Origin of the sequence: Paraburkholderia sp. Ac-20347, assembly GCF_017104805.1 — a bacterium.
GTDB classification, from domain to species: Bacteria; Pseudomonadota; Gammaproteobacteria; order Burkholderiales; family Burkholderiaceae; genus Paraburkholderia; species Paraburkholderia tropica.
The window spans coordinates 1-4,276 of sequence record NZ_JAAGPN010000431.1 but is presented as its reverse complement, the minus strand read 5'-3'; the positions used below and the strand labels follow the sequence as shown (position 1 = coordinate 4,276).

Below are 4,276 nucleotides of genomic sequence, written 5' to 3'. Positions count from 1 at the left end.
GTCTAGTCGTTTCGCTCGCACTCGGCGCGGCTTTCGCCGCCAGCGGCGCGGCGCACGCCCAGGCCGTCGTGAGCGGCTATTCGGTGATCGCCCCAGGCGCGGCGACCGGCACGACCGGCGCGGTCGCGGTCAACGAGACCACGGGTCTGAACAACGCACAAGCCAATCAGTTGACGATCGCCACGGGCGGCTCCGTGGTCGTCAACGGCAACCTCATCTCGCAAGGCGCGGGCGCCGCGGCACGGCTGAACAACGCCACGGCCACGATCGGCAGCAACGCCTTTGCGAACACGTCCGGCGCGGTGATGGTGAACCAGTCGGCGGGCGTCGCGAATCTCCAGAGCAACAGTGCCCAGATCGGCACTGCGGCGCTGGGTGTTGAAACCGTCTCGGATGGCGATCTGTCCGCGGCGGCTGCATCGAACGGCGGTAGGGGGCAAATGGTGCAGACCAGTGGCATTCGTGAGGCCGGCATTGCCAGCTCGGCTTTCAGGAATGCAACGGGTCTCGTACAGGTGAACCAGACCGCTGGCGCCGGTAACGCTACGGCAAACAGTTTTGTGCTCCGTCCCCCGGCGGGCACTCTTTTCTAAATGACCAATCAGTATCGGAGCGAAATCATGAAGCGCACTCTCATCGCTGCAGCAGTCCTCGCCGCCGTTTCCGGTAGCGCCCTTGCCAGCCCGAAAGATCCGTACATCTTCAACGCCACCATCGTCGGCGAACGCGTAGGCATCGAAGGCTGGGTCACGCTGTTCGGCTGCGTCGACGTCAGCAGCACGGCCGGCGCCGTGGTCAACAACAATCAGACGGTCACGTCGAACAACATCACGATGAACCCGAATCCCTCGAACTACACGAGCGGCTCGGTGACCACGCACATCAATAATTCGTACACCTCGGCCCAGGGCGGCGGCTCGGCCTTCGTCAACGCGTCGACGTGGAGCTCGTCGAAGCAGACGGCTGCGGCCGGCTATCAGGCTTCGGCTGGCTACGTCTACGGCCAGCAGAGCAGCCAGGTCCAGGGCGGCGGCTATGAATACAGCCAGCAAAGCTCCGGCATCGGCGGCTACTTCTACAACCAGAACCAAAGCCAGGGCGGCCATATCTCCGCCGGCGGCCACGCTGGCGGCTCGGTGGGCTACGTCGCTTACAACGGCCCGCATTCGGGTTACGACGCCTTCCACGCACAAGGCGGCTTCTCGGCCGGCTACAACGAATCGAGCTATGCCAAGGGCTCGGGCATCGGTGGCTACTTCGAAGGCACGGAAGGTTCGGGCCAGGGCAAGAGCTGGGGTTATCAGGCTTCCCAGGGTTCGGGCTACGCAGCGGTGGGCGCGCAGGAATCGGGCTATGAAGTGTCGTCGTCGAAGACGAACGAAGGCGGCTCGATCAAGTGGGGCATCGACTCCTCGCTCGCCACGACCGACGTGACGGTGACGGGCTCGATCACGCAGCACTACAACGACCAGCCGGCCAACACGCTGACGGCCACGACCGGCGACGGCGCAGCCAAGGGCGCTTCGGGCAACATCGGCGTGAACATCGCCGAAGGCGTGAACAACGCGCAAAGCAACGACGCATCGCTCGCCGCCGTCGACGCGGGCAATGTGTTCGGCAATGCGCAGATCTTCAACACGCAAGCCTCCAGCGGCAACGTCAAGGTCAACAACTACATGCTCAACGCCAGCGTCGGCAACAACGCTCTGGCTAGCGCCACCGGCAACATCGGCGTGAACGTGGCATCGGGTGTCGGCAACGCGCAGAACAACAGCCTGGCAGCTTCCACCACGACGAGCGGCGACAACGCTTCGTACGCGATGGTCGCAACCGACCAGACCAGCCAGACCGCCGACACGTCCTTCAAGGGCAGCTTCGCGGGTACGGCAACGCTGGGTGCAGGCGCGCTCGCCAACGCAACCGGCAACATCGGCGTGAACATCGCCGGCGGCGTCGGCAACGTCCAGCACAACGGCCTCGCCATCGCGGCCATGAGCGTGCCGGTTGTCGGCAAATAAGTAGTCAGGGGTAGTGCACGCGCCGGCTGCGGCATCAGCGGCCGGCGCGTTCAACAGCAGGAGACCACCATGTCCGGGCCTTTGTCGTCCCCGGCGTCCAGGCTGTGCCTTGTCGCGCTGACGTTCGCCGTCACCGCGGCTCTCACGCCTTGCCGCGCGCAATCGAGCATCGACGCCACGCATCTCGCGGGCGTGCCGGTGAAGATGCACGTGCGGTCGATGAAGGACATCCGCTACACCAGCATCGTCAATCAGCAATACGACTACAGCTGTGGTGCGGCCGCACTCGCGACACTGCTCAAATACGGCTACGGAATCGATATTCCGGAACCCGAAATGATTCGTCGCATGATGGTCTACTCCACGCCCGACGTGGTCGTCAAGAACGGCTTCTCCATGCTCGACATGAAGAAGTTCGTCGAGACGATCGGACTGCGCGGGCGCGGCTTCCGCGTCAATACCGACGCGCTCTATCACCTGCAGATTCCCGTGCTCGTGCTGATGAACATCGACGGTTACGAGCACTTCGTGATCGTCAAGCACGCCGAAAACGGCCGTGTGTTCATCGCAGATCCCGCACTGGGCAATCGCATCCTTGCCGAAGACGACTTCGCGAAGACGTGGAATGGCCTCGTCTTCGCCGTGCTCGGCAAACCGTTCCTGGAGGACTCTCCGCTGTTGCAGAACAACGAGTCGCTGGCGCTGAAGCTGCGCGAACAAGCCTTGCTCAACGGCACGGCCGCGACGCCTTTCTTCGAATACGGCCTCGACAAGGCCGTCATGTTCTGACGTAGACAAGAGTCATGAAACGCAACCTCTCTCAGTGTGGCATCGCGGCAGGCATCTGCGCGCTCGCCTGCGCTTATGCGAGCGGTGCGTCGGCAGCCGAAAGCCTCGCAGCAACCCAGGCCGGTGCGCCTGCGTTCCTGTCGGCAGGCGGCGCCGATGCCCAGCCTGTCCGCTGCGAACCCGTCGGCGACGACGTGCTCGCGCACCAGACCGGCAAGTACGCCGGCAGCAACATGATCTCCGGGTTCGTCCTCAGCGTGCTGTCGCAATGGCAGTTGCCGAACGGCGCGACGGCCGTGGCGCAGGGCTCGCTCACGGTCGCACAGAACGCCGCCAACCAGTTGAGCGCGACCGTGCAGAGCCTCGCGAAAGTGACCGATCCGACCGGCACCACGACGGCCAACAGCGGCGCCTCGCCGAACACATCGGCCACGGGCGGCCAGAACGTGACGGTCAACGGCGTCTCGCAGATCACCCAGGTCGCCGGCAACAGCAACGTGGGCGTCAACGGCGCGACCATCGACTTCGGCGGTGCCAGCTCGCTGCTCGCCAGCACGGCCGGCATGAACCAGTCGAGCGCCTCGGCGCAGAACGCGAACGGCACGATTCGCGCCGGCATCGCGTTCGGCAGCAACGGCATCAACGTGACGCTGCAGACGCCCGCGGGGATCGCGACGCAGAACATCGTCCCGAGCGGCGCGCAACAGGCCGGCGCGATCGCGCAATTGCTGCAGGTCGCGGGTAATAACCAGCAGGTCGCCAATCAGTTGCAGCTCAATCTGCAGACGCAGCAGATGAGCGCGCAAATGATCCGGCAGACCGGCGTGCTTCAGGCGCTGCGCAACATTCACTGACGATGCAAACAACCGGTCGCGCCGACGCATGAAGCGAACGTAGCCAGCAACGCCCGACAACGAACACGAACAGCAGACAGCAAGAACAAGATTCAAGAACGAGAAGCAGAAACAAGCACCGATTGCGACCGCCAACGACTGACGCATAACGAACAAACGCCGGACCGTCATCCGCCAACGACGGTCCGTGCGAGGAGACCAGCAAGGAGACACAACAACGCGGGCGAAGGCCCCGCGAAGACGTATCGGGAAAGTGCATCGACGTGCGCGGGTGCGGAACCAGGGGGTTTCGTCAAGCGCCCGCATTCGATCCGGGGGAAGAAAAATGAACATGATGTCCAAGACGGCGCTGCCGCGTTTCTCGCTGGCCGCCATTCCAGCAGCAGTCCTTATTTTCTCGCTCGCGCAAACCGCCAACGCGCAAGCACTGCAAGGCCAGTCGGTCGAAGACCGGCTCAACACGCTCATGCGCGTCGTCGACGAGCAGCAGCGTCAGATCCAGTCGCTCGAACGCCAGGTCACCAACCTCGAAATGGCGCAGCGCGGACGCGGTCTGCCGGGCGCCGGTGCGCCCGACGGCGCCGCGGTTGCCGAACAGCCCGGCGCCGACGGACT

General features: G+C 64.2%; 4 protein-coding genes and 1 pseudogene. All 5 read left to right on the top strand.

The features are described from left to right. Window positions 1–593 (top strand): hypothetical protein (locus tag G3N97_RS36990; protein WP_241031066.1); only part of this gene is annotated, 593 nt, incomplete at its 5' end. Window positions 594–620: 27 nt separating this feature from the next. Then, complete coding sequence (locus G3N97_RS36985) at window positions 621–2,018, top strand: hypothetical protein (RefSeq protein WP_205997720.1); 1,398 nt, start codon at window positions 621–623, stop codon at window positions 2,016–2,018. 69 nt (window positions 2,019–2,087) lie between these two features. After that, a complete protein-coding gene (locus G3N97_RS36980) occupies window positions 2,088–2,807 on the top strand; it encodes a C39 family peptidase (protein ID WP_205997719.1) in 720 nt (239 codons plus the stop codon). A gap of 14 nt (window positions 2,808–2,821) precedes the next feature. Continuing rightward, window positions 2,822–3,661, top strand: a complete 840-nt coding sequence (locus tag G3N97_RS36975; RefSeq protein ID WP_205997718.1) for a peptidase C39 — start codon at window positions 2,822–2,824, stop codon at window positions 3,659–3,661. Between the two features lie 325 nt (window positions 3,662–3,986). After that, a pseudogene (locus G3N97_RS36970) lies at window positions 3,987–4,276 on the top strand (hypothetical protein); the annotation flags it as partial.